The sequence below is a fragment of the uncultured Plantibacter sp. genome (assembly GCF_963518075.1).
Classification (GTDB): Bacteria; Actinomycetota; Actinomycetes; order Actinomycetales; family Microbacteriaceae; genus Plantibacter; species Plantibacter flavus_A.
Genome location: NZ_CAUQHZ010000003.1, coordinates 264,317 through 279,556, shown reverse-complemented (window position 1 = coordinate 279,556; position 15,240 = coordinate 264,317). Strand labels below are relative to the sequence as shown.

At 69.9% G+C, this 15,240-nt stretch carries 16 protein-coding genes; 8 read left to right on the top strand and 8 right to left on the bottom strand.

Going from position 1 to position 15,240, the window contains the following annotated elements; translation table 11 throughout:
- On the bottom strand, positions 1-324 hold the full coding sequence (locus tag RWN05_RS06555; protein ID WP_217485091.1) for an AzlD domain-containing protein: 324 nt from the start codon (positions 322-324) through the stop codon (positions 1-3).
- Positions 321-1,010 carry an AzlC family ABC transporter permease gene (locus tag RWN05_RS06550; RefSeq protein WP_314139003.1) on the bottom strand — a complete coding sequence of 230 codons (690 nt, stop codon included), beginning with the start codon at positions 1,008-1,010 and terminating at the stop codon, positions 321-323. Before RWN05_RS06550 ends, RWN05_RS06555 begins: the two co-directional genes overlap by 4 nt.
- Before the next feature lie 66 nt (positions 1,011-1,076).
- Here RWN05_RS06550 and RWN05_RS06545 point away from each other — a divergent pair, with 66 nt between their 5' ends.
- A complete protein-coding gene (locus RWN05_RS06545; RefSeq protein WP_071259444.1) occupies positions 1,077-1,649 on the top strand; it encodes a helix-turn-helix domain-containing protein in 573 nt (190 codons plus the stop codon).
- Positions 1,650-1,708: 59 nt separating this feature from the next.
- On the opposite strand, the gene RWN05_RS06540 is transcribed toward RWN05_RS06545, so the two are convergent.
- The gene (locus tag RWN05_RS06540; protein WP_314139001.1) at positions 1,709-3,694 is read right to left on the bottom strand and encodes a PRD domain-containing protein; all 1,986 of its coding nucleotides are present in this window, start codon (positions 3,692-3,694) and stop codon (positions 1,709-1,711) included.
- Positions 3,695-3,818: 124 nt separating this feature from the next.
- Between RWN05_RS06540 and RWN05_RS06535 the strand changes: the two genes are divergently transcribed.
- The 6 genes from RWN05_RS06535 to RWN05_RS06510 all read left to right on the top strand — a co-directional run bounded on the left by RWN05_RS06535 (position 3,819) and on the right by RWN05_RS06510 (position 9,395).
- Positions 3,819-4,142 carry a PTS sugar transporter subunit IIB gene (locus RWN05_RS06535; RefSeq protein WP_071259442.1) on the top strand — a complete coding sequence of 108 codons (324 nt, stop codon included), beginning with the start codon at positions 3,819-3,821 and terminating at the stop codon, positions 4,140-4,142.
- Between the two features lie 4 nt (positions 4,143-4,146).
- On the top strand, positions 4,147-4,422 hold the full coding sequence (locus RWN05_RS06530; RefSeq protein ID WP_064296634.1) for an HPr family phosphocarrier protein: 276 nt from the start codon (positions 4,147-4,149) through the stop codon (positions 4,420-4,422).
- A gap of 4 nt (positions 4,423-4,426) precedes the next feature.
- Positions 4,427-6,106 (top strand): phosphoenolpyruvate--protein phosphotransferase, encoded by a 1,680-nt coding sequence (gene ptsP / locus RWN05_RS06525; protein ID WP_314139000.1) that lies wholly within the window; start codon positions 4,427-4,429, stop codon positions 6,104-6,106.
- On the top strand, positions 6,103-7,689 hold the full coding sequence (locus RWN05_RS06520) for a PTS mannitol transporter subunit IICB (RefSeq protein ID WP_064296633.1): 1,587 nt from the start codon (positions 6,103-6,105) through the stop codon (positions 7,687-7,689). Before ptsP ends, RWN05_RS06520 begins: the two co-directional genes overlap by 4 nt.
- Positions 7,690-7,806: 117 nt before the next feature.
- Positions 7,807-8,241, top strand: coding sequence for a PTS sugar transporter subunit IIA (locus RWN05_RS06515; RefSeq protein WP_064296632.1), 435 nt, complete (start codon positions 7,807-7,809; stop codon positions 8,239-8,241).
- Positions 8,241-9,395 carry a mannitol-1-phosphate 5-dehydrogenase gene (locus tag RWN05_RS06510; protein ID WP_121289706.1) on the top strand — a complete coding sequence of 385 codons (1,155 nt, stop codon included), beginning with the start codon at positions 8,241-8,243 and terminating at the stop codon, positions 9,393-9,395. The genes RWN05_RS06515 and RWN05_RS06510 overlap by 1 nt, the downstream gene beginning before the upstream one ends.
- Before the next feature lie 183 nt (positions 9,396-9,578).
- Here RWN05_RS06510 and RWN05_RS06505 read toward each other — a convergent pair whose 3' ends face one another.
- The 5 genes from RWN05_RS06505 to RWN05_RS06485 are packed head-to-tail and all read right to left on the bottom strand — an operon-like array spanning position 9,579 to position 13,801.
- The gene (locus RWN05_RS06505) at positions 9,579-10,940 is read right to left on the bottom strand and encodes an FAD-linked oxidase C-terminal domain-containing protein (RefSeq protein WP_314138999.1); all 1,362 of its coding nucleotides are present in this window, start codon (positions 10,938-10,940) and stop codon (positions 9,579-9,581) included.
- Entirely contained in the window at positions 10,937-12,091 is a 1,155-nt protein-coding gene (nagA, locus tag RWN05_RS06500) for an N-acetylglucosamine-6-phosphate deacetylase (RefSeq protein WP_314138998.1), read from the bottom strand. Before nagA ends, RWN05_RS06505 begins: the two co-directional genes overlap by 4 nt.
- A complete protein-coding gene (locus RWN05_RS06495) occupies positions 12,088-12,444 on the bottom strand; it encodes a YrdB family protein (protein ID WP_231884415.1) in 357 nt (118 codons plus the stop codon). The genes nagA and RWN05_RS06495 overlap by 4 nt, the downstream gene beginning before the upstream one ends.
- 40 nt (positions 12,445-12,484) lie before the next feature.
- Entirely contained in the window at positions 12,485-13,381 is an 897-nt protein-coding gene (purU, locus tag RWN05_RS06490; RefSeq protein WP_369808468.1) for a formyltetrahydrofolate deformylase, read from the bottom strand.
- Between the two features lie 27 nt (positions 13,382-13,408).
- Entirely contained in the window at positions 13,409-13,801 is a 393-nt protein-coding gene (locus RWN05_RS06485) for a MerR family transcriptional regulator (RefSeq protein ID WP_064296627.1), read from the bottom strand.
- Positions 13,802-13,985: 184 nt separating this feature from the next.
- Between RWN05_RS06485 and RWN05_RS06480 the strand changes: the two genes are divergently transcribed.
- Positions 13,986-15,212 (top strand): MFS transporter, encoded by a 1,227-nt coding sequence (locus tag RWN05_RS06480; RefSeq protein WP_175116241.1) that lies wholly within the window; start codon positions 13,986-13,988, stop codon positions 15,210-15,212.
- Positions 15,213-15,240: the final 28 nt, after the last annotated feature.

Here is a 15,240-nt window from a genome sequence, read left to right as displayed (position 1 = left end):
TCAGGCGACGCCCCCCAGTCGGAGGAGTGCCGTGGTGAGGGCCGCCGCGAGGACGATGACGACGAACGGTGCCTTCCTCCAGGCGAGGACGCCGGCCACCAGGACGCCCGAGAGTCGTGCGAATCCCGCGAAGTGCTGGTCCTGGGTCAGGGCCGTGGTCGTGAGCACCGCCATGAGCAGGACGATGGCGGCGTCCGCGAGCAGGGTCTCGACCCGTTCCGAGACCTCGGCGCGGGTGCGCAGGAGTGGCCCGGCCAGGCGGAACGTGTAGGTGCCCACGGCGAGGATGAGGACCCCGACCAGCACGAGCATCGACTGGTTCACGCGGTGACCTCCGGCTTCGGCTGCTTCCGGCCGAAGCCGAACAGGAGGCCGACGAGCGACAACAGGACGGGGATCCCCGAGGGGAGGAACGGCGTCGCGGCGACGGCGACGAGCGCGCCGACGAGTGCGGCTCGGCGTGTGCGGCGCTCGCGGAGGGCGGGGAAGATGAGGGCGAGCAGCACTGCGGGGAACATCACGTCGAGTCCGAAGGCGTCCGTGTCCTCGATCACGGTGCCGGCGAAGGCTCCGAGTGCCGCGCCCGCCGGCCAGCAGAGGAGGATGCCGAGGCCGCACGCCCAGAACGCGGCGCGCTTCCGCTCCAGGGTGTCCTGATCGAGCGCGAAGACCACGGACTCGTCGTTGAGGAGGTGTGTACCGAGCACGCGGCGCCAGCCCGTGCCGACGACCTCATGGATCGCGAGGCCGAACGGCAGGTGACGGGCGTTCACGAGCAGCCCTGCCAGCGCTGCGGTGAGCGGACTCCCGCCGGCCGCGACGATCCCGACGAACAGGATCTCCGATGCGCCGGCGAGGACGAGCAGGGCGAGCGCCAGGACGACCCAGGGCTGGATGCCCGCGTGCACGGCGACGGCTCCGTAGGAGATGCCGACCAGTCCGTCGGCGACGCAGACCAGCGCGATGGCACGCGTGGTCGGCCGACCGAGGTGACTCCATATCGAACGCACGTACACTATATTGAACGCGCACGAAGCGTTCGTCAAATCGAACGCGTAATACCTTGGAGCGAACGCATGACGCAGGTCGAACCATCCGACGACGGAGCACCGCACGCCGCGGTCGCGGCGGCGCTGACCCGCGAGCGGCAGCGGACCGGCCTCTCACTCGCGGAGGTGGCCCGTCGAGCCGGGATCGCGAAGTCCACCCTCTCGCAGCTGGAGGCGGGGCTCGGGAACCCGAGTCTCGAGACCCTCTGGGCGCTCAGCGTCACCCTCGACGTCCCCTTCGCCCGCCTGGTCGAGCCGGTGCGACGGCCGGTCCAGGTCATCCGTGCCGGTGAGGGGCCGACCCTCGCCGCGTCCGGGGCGGACTACGTCGCGACGGTGTTGTCCGCCTGCCCGCCGAACGCCCGACGCGACATCTACCGCATCGTCGTCGAACCCGGGGAGCCGAGGCGCTCGGAGCCGCACATGCCGGGCGTCGTCGAGCACTGGATCCTCAGCACCGGTCGCGCGTCCATCGGGCCCGTCGGCGAGGAGGTCGAACTCGGTCCGGGGGACTACCTCGCCCACGCCGGGGACGTGCCGCACGTCTTCGAGGCACTCGAGCCGGGTACGACCGCCGTGGTGGTCACCGAACACGTCTGAGCACCTCGACAGGCTCGGTGACCAGGGCGGCTCGGTGACCGGGGCGGCTCGACGGCTGATCAGCCGTCGATGACGTGCACGAGCTCGTCGATGAAGCCGGCGAAGTCCTCGGAACGGCGGATGATCCGGGCGACGCTCGAGCGCTCCGAGAACACCTCGACGAACTGGTCGAAGACCGTCTGGAACGCAGCGCGACCCGATTCGCTGAACGCCACGAGTGCGACGACGCTCACGCGCGCTCCGCCCCACTCCATCGGCGTCTCGTTCACCGCGATCGCGATGGCGGTCGAGTGCGCGGTCATCGCCATGGAGTGCGGCACGGCCAAGGTGTCGGTGAACGCCGTCGACGACATGCGCTCCCGCTCGATCGCCGCGGTGAGGTAGCTCTCGTCGATGATCCCCTGGGCGATCATGCGCTCGCCGAGCAGGCGGATCATGCCTTCCTCGTCTTCGGCGTGCGCGTTCCGGAGGAAGAGGTCCGGGTGGAAGTACTGCAGCAGTTCGTCGGTGATCTCCGACAAACGGGACGACCTCCGCACGCGGCTGACCGCACTCCGGACGCGCTCCACGTCGGCCGCGGTGAGGAACGGTTGGATGACGACGATGCCGTCGGCAGGGGCCGGTGGCTCGATCGTCGTGAGCACGAGCTCGGTGTCGATGGCGGCCCAGTCGACATCGGTGCGGGTGATGACGGATCGGACGTCGAGGACGTCGCCCAGCTGCGATTCGACGCGTCGACGCAGCACCTCGTGCATGTCGTAGTAGCCGGCGGAGACGATCGTGGAACCGAGGAGAGCCTCCTTGCGGGCCTTCTGCTCGAGCTGGGCACCGACGTGCATCGCGATGTAGGCGATCTCGTCGTCGTTGATGATGATCGAGCCGTGTCGCTGCAGTTGGCTGGCGATGAAGACCGCGAGCTCGTAGATCATCGGGTACGAGGTCTTGATCGAGCGGGTCAGCGGATTGCGTGAGTAGGACTGGTCCTGTGCACGACGGATGAGGTTCTGGACGTGGAGGGTGAGCCGGACGATGAAGTCCTCGTCGGAGAGGTCGACGAGGTACTCTCGGCCGGCACGGTCGACGGCCTGACGGACGGCGGCGAGGTCGTCCTGGTTGACGTAGTCGTCGACGAGGACTTCGGCGGGAGCCCCACTGCCCGGCGTCACCACCCGCGTCACGAGCAGGTAGCTGAGGTAGACGAGGTCGCCGTCGCCGAGCGCGACGTGGAAGTGAGCGTCGACGAGCCGCGCCAGATCCTCCGCGACCGCCTCGACCTCCGGGGTGCGCGGAGCGTGGTCGGCGGGCTCCGCCGGACGGTCCTTCGTGACCCGGTCGATGGCGATCGCGATGTGGAGCAGGACGTTAGCGATGCCGTACTCGTTCACGTAGTACCCGCGCGCGGTCAAGGCCTCGAGCAGCTCGCCCTTGAACGGGCTGAACTCGTTCGGCGCGAACGCGCGCTGGAGCGCCTCGAGCTCGACGATGCCGCGGTCGGTCTCGTCGCGGAACATGCGGCTGAGGAGCCGTCTCCGCTCGGTCTCACCGCCCGCCATCGTCACCGTCGATCCGGAACGGTCGAGCGTGAGGGCGGTGTCGGCGAGCATTGCACGGACCCGGCCCAGGTCGCCCTCGACGGTCGACTCGCTGACGTGGAGCCGCTGTGCCGTCTCATGCACGTCGATCCCCGAGGGGGCGCTGATGAGCAGCCGGACGAGCCCGTAGAGCCGATCCCGGGGCGTCTCCGATTCGAACGCCGATGCGGCTCGTCGCCGGTAGACCGCGTAGCCGTCGGCGTTCAGCCGATACCCGTTCGGCCCGGACTCGACGACGTCGTGCGGTGCCGTGCGGGTGTTGACCGCCGTGACGTAGCTGCGCACGCTCCGCGGTGTGACGCCGAGCACCTCCGCGACCTCGGTGGCCGTCGTCCAGCCGTCCCGTCCCGCGAGGTAGCCGAGCATGCGGTCGTGTTTCTCGCGTGCCACGATGCCCTCTCCGTCGGTCGGCCGTCGCGCGGTCCGGGCGAACCGCTCCACCGAGTCAACCACCTTCCCGGCTGCTTCCGCGCGTTCGACGACCTTTCCGCCCCGGCGGAAGAGCTTCTGGTGGAGCCACGACGGGCGCGACGGAATGATGGGTTGGTAGGCAATCGGCGGTTCTGGAGAAGGTTCGATGAAGATCCTGGTGATTTGCGGCGCGGGTGCGTCGAGCACGTTCATGGCCCAACGCCTGCGTCGCGCGGCAGCCGACCGATCGATCGACGTCTCCGTCGCGGCCGGTGCCGAATCGCAGGTCCTCGGCGGCACGATCGCCCTCGACGGTGTCGACGTCCTGCTCGTCGGCGCCCACCTCGCCGACCACGAGGCCGCGCTGCGCGCAGCGGCCGAGCCCACCGGCACCGCGGTCGCCGTCCTGCCCGGCGACGTCTTCGGCGTCGAGGGTGGCGCGCGAGCCCTCGAACTCGTCCTCTCGATCCAATCACCAACCAGGAGGTAACCCCATGGCAACTCGAACCGTCCGCATCGGCTCGTCGCACGGCCTGCATGCCAGGCCCGCGAAGCTGTTCACGCAGGCTGCGAAGGACGCCGGGGTCCCGGTGACGATCGCGAAGGGCAGCGGCAAGCCCGTCAATGCGGCGAGCATCCTCGGCGTGATCGCGCTCGCCGTCGAGCACGGCGACTACGTGACCCTGTCCGTCGACGGCGAGGGCGCCGCAGCCGAGGGCACTCTCGACACGCTCTCCGAGCTCCTGGTGACCGACCATGACGAGCAGTAGTCCGATGACCGCGTTCCAGGGCATCGGTATCGGCCAGGGCATCGCCGTCGGCCCGGTGGCCCGCATGGCCGACCCGCTCCCCGCGCCCGCCGACGTCGCCAGCACCCTCGACCTCGCGACCGAGACCGAACGCGCGAACACCTCCCTCGCCGCGGTCGCCCGCGAACTCGAGGCCCGAGGCGCCGCCGCCGGTGGTGCAGCTCGTGACGTCCTCGAGGCCCAGGCGATGATGGCGGAGGACCCGACCCTCGCCGAGGAGATCGCCACGCGGCTCGCGGACGGCAAGACCGCCGAGTGGGCCGTCCACGCGGCGTTCGCCTCGTTCCGCGACCAGCTCGCCGCGATGGGCGGCTACCTCGGGGAGCGCGCCGCCGACCTCGACGACGTGTCACAGCGGGTCATCGCCGACCTCATGGGCGTGCCGGCCCCCGGCGTCCCCTCACCCGGCCACCCGTTCATCCTCGTCGCCCGCGACCTCGCACCGGCCGACACCGCTCTCCTCGACCTCGACCTGGTCCTCGGCCTCGTCACGAGCGACGGCGGCCCGACCTCGCACACGGCGATCCTCGCCCGCGAGAAGTCGATCGTCGCGATCGTCGGCGTCGTCGGAGCGGCCGAGCTGACCGACGGCACGACGCTCGTCGTCGACGCGGCAGCCGGTGAGGTCACGGTCGATCCGACGCCCGAGCTCGTCGCCGCCACGGAGCAGCGCATCGCCGACCGCCTGGCGCTCGTGAACGCTCCGGTCGTCCCCGGTGCACTGGCGGACGGCACCCCGGTGCCGCTGCTCGCCAACCTGGGCTCGGCCGAGCACGCCGACGCCGCCGCAGAGCTCGGCGCCGAGGGCGTCGGCCTCTTCCGCACCGAGTTCCTCTTCCTCGACCAGGCGCTCGCGCCCACGGTCGAGCAGCAGCGCGCGCACTACGAGAAGCTCCTGAACGCCTTCCCCGGCCAGAAGGTCGTCGTGCGCGTCCTCGACGCCGGAGCCGACAAGCCGTTGGCGTTCCTCAACGACGCGCACGAGGACAACCCGGCGCTCGGACTCCGTGGCCTCCGTGCGCTGCGGGCGAGCGAGGACATCCTGCGCGAGCAGCTCACGGCGCTCGCCCAGGCCGACGCCGCGACGGACGCCGACCTCTGGGTCATGGCCCCGATGGTGTCGACCGTCGAGGAGACGAAGTACTTCATGGCGATCGCCGCCGAGTACGGTCTCAAGACGCCCGGCGTCATGGTGGAGGTGCCGTCGAGCGCCCTCCTCGCCGACCGCGTCCTCGCCCACGCCGGATTCGCGTCGATCGGGACCAACGACCTCACGCAGTACACGCTCGCCGCGGACCGCCTGCTCGGTTCCGTCGGCGCGTTCCAGGACCCGTGGCACCCGGCGGTCCTCCGCCTCGTGCAGCTCGTCGGCGAAGCCGGCCAGCACCACGGCAAGCCGGTCGGCATCTGCGGCGAAGCAGCCGCCGACCCGCTCCTCGCCGTCGTCCTCGTCGGACTCGGCGCCACCACCCTGTCCATGTCACCGTCGGCGCTCGCCGACGTCCGTCACTCCCTCCAGCAGTACACGCTCGACGATGCCCGGCGCATCGCGGCAGCAGCACTGGCCGCCGACGGTGCGGCCGAAGCCAGGGCAGCGGCCACCGCTGCAACGACTCCCGAAATGAAAGAGGCAACATCATCATGACAACGACGTCTACTCCCAAGAAGCCGGGAGGTGCACGAGTCGGCGTACAGCGATTCGGCACCTTCCTCTCCGGCATGGTCATGCCGAACATCGCGGCCTTCATCGCCTGGGGCCTCATCACCGCGTTCTTCATCGCGACCGGCTGGTTCCCGAACGGGATCCTCGGCGGCTTCGGCAACGCCGACCTCATCGGCTGGCAGGGTGCCGCGACGGCGCTCGCGCAGGCCGACGACGGTACGACCTTCCCGCAGTACGTCGGCCTCGTCGGCCCGATGATCACGTATCTGCTCCCGTTGCTCATCGCGAACACCGGCGGCCGCATGATCTACGGTGAGCGTGGCGGCGTCGTCGCGTCCATCGCGACCATGGGTGTCATCGTCGGCAGTGCGATCCCGATGTTCATCGGTGCGATGATCATGGGCCCGCTCGCCGCGTGGCTCATGAAGCAGGTGGACCGGATCTGGGACGGCAAGATCAAGGCCGGCTTCGAGATGCTGGTCAACAACTTCTCCGCGGGTATCCTCGGGGCCCTCCTCGCCATCGGCGGCTTCTTCGGTATCGCACCGATCGTCACCGCGCTCAGCAGCTTCCTCGAGGGCATCGTCGACTGGCTCGTCGCCAACTCGCTTCTGCCGATCGCGAGCATCTTCATCGAGCCGGGCAAGATCCTCTTCCTCAACAACGCCATCAACCACGGTGTGCTGACCCCGCTCGGTGTCCAGCAGTCCGAGGAGACCGGCAAGTCGATCCTGTTCCTCCTCGAGGCGAACCCCGGCCCGGGCCTCGGCATCCTGCTCGCGTTCTGCTTCTTCGGCATCGGTCTCGCGAAGGCGTCGGCCCCCGGCGCGGTCATCATCCAGTTCTTCGGAGGCATCCACGAGATCTACTTCCCGTACGTGCTCATGAAGCCGATGCTGGTCCTGGCCGCGATCGGCGGCGGTATGGCCGGTGTGGCGACGAACGTCGCGTTCAACACGGGTCTCCGCGCCCCGGCCTCGCCGGGCAGCATCATCGCCGTCCTCATCCAGACGGCGCCCGACAGCTACGTCGGCGTGATCCTGTCGGTCATCGTCGCAGCAGCCGTCTCGTTCGCGATCTCCGCGATCATCCTGCGGGCCAGCCGGAAGCGCGACCTCGAGAACGAGAACGCCGGTGACCTCTCGGCCGCGGTCGCCGCGACCGAAGCCGCCAAGGGCAAGAAGTCGAGCGTGCTCGGCAACCTGTCCGCCGGAAGCGCCGCAGCCGGTGCGGACGTCGTCGACGAGGGCGTCGTCACGACGCTCGAGCGCGGACCGATCCGCAACATCGTCTTCGCCTGCGACGCCGGTATGGGTTCGAGTGCGATGGGCGCCTCGGTGCTCCGCAACAAGATCAAGAAGGCCGGCATCGACGAGATCACCGTCACCAACAAGGCGATCGCGAACCTCGCCGACGACGTCGACCTCGTCATCACCCAGCGCGAGCTGACGGAGCGCGCGAAGGAGAAGACCCCGAGTGCCGTGCACATGTCGGTCGACAACTTCATGAACTCTCCGAAGTACGACGAAGTGGTGGAGTTGCTCCGCGGAGAGGGAGCACACTAGCAACGGAACGATCCCGGGGCGCACGCGAACGGCGTGCGCCCCGGGCTTTATCCATCGACCCACACCCGGCTCCGGACCGCACCGGCGGAGCCCCGCACGACGAATGCAGAGGAAGACATGTCGCAGGTACTGACCCAGGATCGGATCACCATCGTCACCGGGACGGTGACGCAGGAGGAGGCCATCCGCCGCGCTGCCGACGCCCTCGAAGCGGCCGGAGCCGTGACCGACGAGTACTTCGAGGCCATGCTCGCCCGCGAGCAGTCCGTGTCGACCTACATGGGAAACCTCCTCGCGATCCCGCACGGGACGAACGACGCGAAGGAGGCGGTCCGTGATTCCGCCCTGTCGTTCACCCGCTACGAGACCCCGATCGACTGGGACGGCGACGAGGTCCGCTTCGTCGTCGGCATCGCCGGCAAGGACGGCGGGCACATGGAGATCCTCTCCAAGATCGCCATCATCTTCTCCGAGGACGACGAGGTCGCCAAGCTGCTCGCAGCCGAGACGCCCGAGGAGCTCTACGCGCTCCTGAGCGAGGTCAACGAGTGATGCGAGCCGTCCACTTCGGCGCCGGCAACATCGGGCGCGGCTTCGTCGGCCTGCTCCTCCACGAGGGCGGCTACGAGGTCGTCTTCGCGGACGTCAACGCCGAGCTCATCGATGCGATCGCCGCGGCCGACAGCTACACGGTGCACGAGGTGGGCGACGGCGCGAAGGACACGGTCGTCACCGGGTTCCGCGCGATCAACAGCGCCACCGACGAGGAGGCCCTCGTCCAGGAGATCGCCGCCGCCGAGGTGGTGACCACCGCCGTCGGGCCGACCATCCTGCGCTTCGTCGCCCCGGTCATCGCGCGTGGGATCGCCGCGCGTCCGGCCGACGCCGCTCCGCTCGCCGTCATGGCCTGCGAGAACGCGATCAACGCCACCGACCTCCTCGCCACCGAGGTGCGCCAGGCGGTCGGCGACGAGGCCTGGGCGTCGCTGTCAACCCGGGCCGTGTTCGCCAACACGGCCGTGGACCGCATCGTCCCGGGCCAGCCCGCCGGGCAGGGCATCGACGTGACCGTCGAGACCTTCTACGAGTGGGCCATCGAGACCCCGGCGTTCAACGGCTCGCTGCCGTCGATCCCCGGTGCCCACTTCGTCGAGGAGCTCGCACCGTACATCGAGCGGAAGCTCTTCACCGTGAACACCGGCCACGCCTCCGTCGCCTACTTCGGTGCGCGCGCCGGTATCGGGACCATCGCCGAAGCGCTCGCCGAGCCGTCGATCGCCGCGGCCGTCGGCGCGGTGCTGGAGGAGACCTCCGCGCTGCTCGTCGCCAAGCACGGGCTCGACGTCGACGCGCAACGCGAGTATCGCGAGACGATCCTCCGTCGCTTCGCGAACGTGCACCTGCCCGACACCGTGGAGCGCGTCGGTCGGCAGCCGTTGCGCAAGCTGAGCCGGACCGAGCGGTTCATCGGGCCCGCCGCAGAACTCGCGGAGCGCGGCATGGCCCACGACGCACTCGTCTCGGCCATCGGTGCCGCGCTCGAGTTCGACGTCGCCGACGACGAGCAGAGTGTCCACCTGCAGGCGAAGCTCCACGAGCTCGCGCCGGGCACCTTCGTCGAGGAGGTCACCGGCCTCGCTCCCGAGCATCCGCTGGCTCCCGCGGTGCTCGCGCAGGTCGTCGCCCGACAGGCCTCGCTCGCGTAACGCCCTTCGACAGGCTCAGGGACCGGATCCGTCCGGACCCTGAGCCTGTCGCCGTTCCCGGCCGCTTCCGGCCCCTGGGCCCGCCTCCGGACGCCGGTCGCCGGCCACTGAGCCAGCCTCCGCTTCCTGAGCCGGCCTCCGGTCCCTGAGCCGGCCTCCGGTCCCTGAGCCTGTCGAAGGGCCTCAGAACATCTTGCCCGGGTTGAGGAGGTTCTTCGGGTCGAAGAGCCGCTTGATCCCGTGCTGGAGCGCGAGCTGATCCTCGCCGAGCTCGTCGCCGAGCCAGCGCTTCTTGAGCAGGCCGATGCCGTGCTCGCCGGTGAGGGTGCCGCCGAGCCGCAGCGCGGTGGTGAAGAGGTCGTCGGCGGCTTGCCAGATGAGGTCGGGTACCTCGACACCCTCGAAGACGAAGTTCGGGTGGAGGTTGCCGTCGCCCGCGTGCGCGACCGTCGGGATGGAGATGCCGTAGCGGCGTTCGATCTCGCCGATCGCCGTGAACATCGCCGCCAACTGGCTGCGGGGGACCGACACGTCCTCGATGAGCGGGGTGCCGAACTGCTCGAGCGAGGGATGCAGGGCGCGGCGGACGGCCAAGAGATGCTCACCCGTCGCGTGGTCGGTGGACATCTCGGCACGCCCGCCGCCGGCGTGGAGCACCTCGAGGATCGCGGCGGCCTCCGCCTCGGCGTTCGGGCCGTCGGTCTGGATCACGACGTGGGCCTCTCCGTTGTTCGGGATCGGCAGCTGCAGGTAGCGGTGCACGGCGACGAGCGCGACGGGGTCGAGCAGCTCCATGATCGACGGCTGGATACCGGATGCGGTGACGGCGGCGGTGGCCTCCGCGGCCGAGACGACGCTCGGGAAGTACCCGGCGATGGTCGCGACGGTGCCCGGCGTCACGCGACGGATGCGGACGGTCGCCTCGACGATGACGCCGAGGACGCCCTCGGATCCGCCCATGAGACTCGTGAGGTCGAGGCCGGTGACCCCCTTCACGCTCCGGTGCCCGACGCTGATGAGTCGTCCGTCGGCCAGCACCACCTTGAGGGCGAGCACAGCGTCGCGCGTCACGCCGTACTTGGCACAGAGCAGGCCACCGGCGCCGGTCGCGATGTTCCCACCGACGGTCGAGATCGCGCGGCTCGCCGGGTCGGGCGCGAACCAGAGCCCCCTGGCGAGCAGGAGGTCGTTGAAGGCGCCGTTGATGATGCCCGGTTCGACCACCGCGAGGAGGTCGGGTTCGTTGATCTCCAGGACGCGCTGCATCTCGAGCGTCGACAGGACGACCTCGCCCGCGCCGCCGAGTGCACCGCCGGCCAGTCCGGTACCGGCGCCGCGCGTCACGACCGGCGTCCCGGTCGCGGTGGCTATCCGCATGACCGTCTGGACGTCCTCGATGGAGCGTGCGGAGACCACGGCGATGGGTGGGGCGTCGGACACGTGACCCGACTTGTCGGACCGTGCGTCCGCGAGGACGGCCTCCGTCGTCGAGACCGCGTCGCCGAGGGCGTCACGGAGGGCGTCGAGGACGGTCGGCGTCGTCATCGTGGCAGGGCTGATCCGTCGGCCCAGACCGCCTGGACGTTCCACTGGTGGTCGAGGAGGACGGCGTCCGCGGCGTATCCCGGGGCCAGTCGTCCGAAGCGGTCGGCGAGGCCGAGGACACGGGCCGGGGTGCTCGTGAGCGCACCGACCGCCGCGTCCGCTGCGACACCGCTGGTGATGGCGAGTCGGAGCGCCCGGTCGAGCGTCAGCGTCGAGCCGGCGATCGAGTCGCCTTCCACGAGCCGCGCCAGACCGTCGGTCACCTGGACCTCGAGCGCTCCCAGCAGGTAACGGCCGTCGGAGGAACCGGCTGCGGCCATCGCGTCGGTGATGAGTGCGACGCGGCCCGGGGCCTGCTCGAAGGCGAGCTTGGCGACGTCGGGGTGCACGTGTTCGCCGTCGAGGATGAGCTCGACCGTGACCCGCTCGTCGGCGAAGGAGGCGATGACCGGTCCGGGCGCACGGTGGTGGATCCCGTTCATCGCGTTGAACACGTGGGTGACGAGTCGGGCACCGAGATCGAACGCCGTCTTCGTCAGTGCCTCGTCGGCGTCGGTGTGACCCACGGCGACGATGACGCCGGCCTCGACGAGGACCTGGATCGCCTCGAGGGCGTTCGGCAGCTCAGGGGCGATCGTGATCTGCCGGAGCGTGCCTCGGCTGGCGTCGATGAGGCGTTCGACGACGGCCGGGCTCGGGTCGATGAGCGCCCCGGGGTCGTGTGCGCCCTTCTTGGCCGGTGAGAGGAACGGACCTTCGAGGTGGGCTCCGAGGACCAGCGGATCCTCGGCGACGAGGTCGGCGATCCCCTCGAGACTCGCGACGAGGGCGTCGACCGGGTTCGAGACGAGACTGATGAGCGTCCTCGTGGTCCCGTGCGCCCGGTGCACCGCGAGCGCGCGTCCGATGGCGTCGCGTCCGTCGTCGAAGGATGAACCGCCGCCGCCGTGGACGTGGAGGTCGATGAACCCCGGCGTGAGGTGGCCGCCGTGTGCGTCCTGGACGGATGCGTCGTCGCCGACGGGGAGGGACCGCCAGTCGTCGCCGGTACCGGTGGAGCGGATGACACCGTCGACCGCGTGCAGCCAGAAGGCGTCCTGGTGGCCGTCGACGTCGACCTTGGTGGCGGAGTGGATCAGGAGCTCGGTCATGCGAGCTGCTTCCGGCCGCGGATGACACCACTGGCCACGGCGACCACGGCGAAGACGGTCGCGATGATCGGCTGCCCGAGGTGCAACCAGGCGAGCGCCGCCGCCGCGAAGATGAGGAGCTCGACGACCGCCTGGCCGTAGAGGTCGATGCGGATCACGGCGCGCGGCGAGAGGAACAGCGCCCAGAGGATGATCGCCACGACCGGCGCGGCGATCCCGACGACCACGTTCAGGGGGAACGGCCACACCGCGACGCCCCAGAAGCCGAGCGAGAAGAAGGCGAAGAGTTCGAGGAAGAACCGCAGGATCTCGTTGGGGCCGATCTTCACATCGGCGGGAGTTCGTTCAGACACCACACGATTCTACGGCGCGTGGCCGCGAGCCCGCTCCGGGTCAGCGGAAGATGATCGTGCGCGCACCGTCGAGGAGGACGCGGTCCTCGGCGAACCACTTCACCGCCTGGGTGAGGGTGCGGCTCTCCTCGTCCTGACCGATGGCGACGAGCTCCGCGGGGGAGCGGGAGTGGTCCACGCGGACGACGTTCTGCTCGATGATCGGTCCCTCGTCGAGGTCGCTCGTCACGAAGTGCGCGGTCGCACCGATGAGCTTGACGCCGCGCGCGTGCGCCTGCTTGTACGGGTTCGCGCCCTTGAAACCGGGCAGGAAGGAGTGGTGGATGTTGATGGCGCGACCGGCGAGGCGCTCGCAGAGCTCGGGGGACAGGATCTGCATGTACCTCGCGAGGACGACGAGCTCGATGTCGTGCTCCTCGACGGCCTCGACGACCCTGGCCTCGAACGCCGCCTTCGAGGCTGCGTCCGTCACGGGCAGCGCCTCGAAGGGCACGCCGTAGAAGGAGGCGAGATCGCGGAGCGAACCGTGGTTGCTGAGCACGAGGGGGATCTCGACCGGGAGCTGGCCGGCCCGCTGGCGGAAGAGCAGGTCGTTGACGCAGTGTGCCGCCGTCGAGGCCAGGACGAGCGTTCGGAGCGGGCGACCGACGACGTCGAGCCGCCACTGGAGGCCGTACCGTTCGACGACGGGCGCGATGGCCGCCTCGAAGCGCTCGCGCGAGACCGCAGCCTCGACCTGGAGCCGCATGAAGAACCGCCCGGTGTCATCGCTCGAGAACTGCTGGCTCTCGGTGATGTTGCCGTCGGCCTCGACGATCGCGCCGCTGATCGCGTGCACGATACCCGGGCGGTCCTCGCAGATGATCGAGAGCACCCAGTGGACGGAGCGCTCGTGCGTGGTCGATGGCACAGCGGAGGGATCGGTCGAGTTCGTCACCGACTCAGGTTACCGGGACCCGACCGCTCAAGCTGCAGGGACGGACCGCTCGTCGACGAGGTCGGCGTGGGAGGACTGCCGCAGGTACGACCGAACCGTCTCGCGACTCTGCCTCAGGCAGTCGATGCGGGCGTCGATCGAGGCGATCTGCGCATGGAGCGACTCGGCCGTCGCGCGGGAGCAGTCGGGCACGGCACGCGAGGTGCGTGCGTCGTCGAGATCGAGGACCACGCGCACGAGACGGGTCGTGAGCCCCGCGTCGAACAGGTTGTCGACCGTGACGACGTGGTCGATCGCGGACGGTTCGTACTCGTCGGGCGCGTGCGACGCGCGCACGGGCGCCAGGAGTCCCTCCTCCTCGTAGGAGCGGAGCCGGGTGGCCGGGACACCCGTTCGTTCAGCGAGTTCTGCAATGCGCATGAGCGGCCTCTCTGTCACCTTCACGTCAGCTGCAACGTCGGATCGAGCCCTCCGCATTCCCGGCCTCGGGTAGACTCGTCCGCGGTCGCCGGATGTCGGTTGACCCTGGGCGCGCACATCAGCGCGTAGACGAACTCGTCCGCCACGTCCGCCGACGAGTGAACGCCATCGTTGGAGCAATCCGATGACCTCCTCTTCGCCCTCCTCGGCGCGCGCCGCCGAACCCACCAAGCCGTCGTCACCGCCGTTCCCCTGGGTCGGCCTGATCGCGCTCGCGGCGGGCACCTTCCTCTCCGTCACCGGCGAGATGATCCCGACCGGTCTCCTCCCGGAGATGAGCGCCTCGCTCGGCGTCACCGAGTCGCAGATCGGGCTCCTCGTCAGCGTGTTCGCGTTCACGGTGGTGCTGTCCAGCACCGCGCTCATCCACCTCACCAGGCGTGTGCCGCGACACGCGTTGCTCGTGGCCGTCATCGTCGTCCTCGGCGTGAGCACGGGTCTCGGCGCGCTCGCCCCGAACTACGAACTCCTCGTCGCCACCCGGGTGCTCGGTGGGCTCGCCCATGGTGTCTTCTGGGCGGTCGTCGGCGCCTACGCCGGTCACCTGGTCCCGAAGGAACAGCTCGCCCGTGCCGTGTCCGTGACGATCGCCGGAGGCACGCTCGCCTTCGTCCTCGGCGTCCCGCTCAGCACCGCGCTCGGGCACGCGCTCGGCTGGCGGCTCGCGTTCGGCGTGCTCGCCGCAGCCATGCTCCTCGGCGCCGTCGTCGTGTGGTGGAAGCTGCCGCCCGTCGGTCGGGAGGAGTCGCACGCGGCAGCCTCGGGTGCCACGGGCCGTGATCCGAGCATCATCCCGGTCGCGATCGTCTGCATCGCGGTCGGCGTCATCATGGCGGGCCATTACGCGTTCTACACCTACATCGCACCGTTCCTCATCGGCGAGGTCGGTGTCCCGGCCGGCCAGCTCAGCATCCTCCTCCTCGTCTACGGCGTCGCGGGCGCGATCGGCCTCATCCTCACCGGCAGCGTCTTCGCGAGGCGTGCGACCACCGGCCTGTTCGTCGCCCTGACCGTGTCTGCCGCCATGGTGAGCGTCCTCGCCCTCTCAGCAGGGTGGCTTCCGGGCGCACTCGTCGCGTTCTTCCTCTGGGGGACGGCCTTCGGCATGCTGCCGCCGCTCATGCAGACGCGCCTCCTGCACGCGGCGAGCCCGCGCATCCGCGACACCGCGAACGCCTTCTACACGACCGCGTTCAACACGGGTATCGGTGGCGGTTCGGCGCTCGGAGCGTTGCTCCTCGCCGAGATCGGTCTCGGCGTGCTGCCGTGGGTGTACGTGTGCCTGGCCGTGGTCGCGACCTCGCTCCTCGCCGCGGACGTGCTGCGCACCCGCAGGCGCGAATCCGTCTGATCGAGCACGAGCCGCTGCGGACGCGCTC